Source organism: Streptomyces hazeniae, assembly GCF_031845485.1.
GTDB classification, from domain to species: domain Bacteria; phylum Actinomycetota; class Actinomycetes; order Streptomycetales; family Streptomycetaceae; genus Streptomyces; species Streptomyces hazeniae.
In genome coordinates, this window is the sequence record NZ_JAVREQ010000136.1 from 1 (window position 1) to 475 (window position 475).

The 475-nt window shown below is 64.0% G+C and carries 1 protein-coding gene; it reads left to right on the top strand.

All coding sequences use genetic code 11. The features are described from left to right. On the top strand, positions 1-475 hold a 475-nt coding region (locus RM572_RS28975; protein ID WP_311676334.1), incomplete at both ends, for a carboxylate-amine ligase.

A 475-nucleotide genomic window follows, 5' to 3' on the forward strand; every position in this document is an offset into this window, starting at 1 on the left:
GCTGTTGGCGCGCGAACAACTGATCTGTGGGACCCAGATACACGTTGGAATCGAGGACCGTGACGAGTCTGTTCTGGTGGCCGGCCGGGTGGCCGCTTACGTTCCCACCCTGCTTGCGCTGAGCGCGAGTTCGCCATTCTGGTCCGACGGATCTGACACCGGCTACAGCAGTGTCCGCACACTGGTATGGCAACGATGGCCCACCACTGGTTTGGCGCCGCCGGCCACGTCGGCCGAGGAGTACGACACATTGATCTCCAATCTCGTTGCGACCGGAGTGATCAGCGATGCGGGGATGTCGTACTTCGACGTTCGCCCCGCCCTGCGAACTCCTACCTTGGAACTGCGCGTATGCGATAGCTGCCCACGTGCCGACACCATCGTGCTCATCGCGGCGCTATTCCGCGCGCTCGTCGAACGTGAAATCGAGGGACTACGCGCCGGGGTGCCTGCCGCCGTGGTGGTCCCCCCGCTC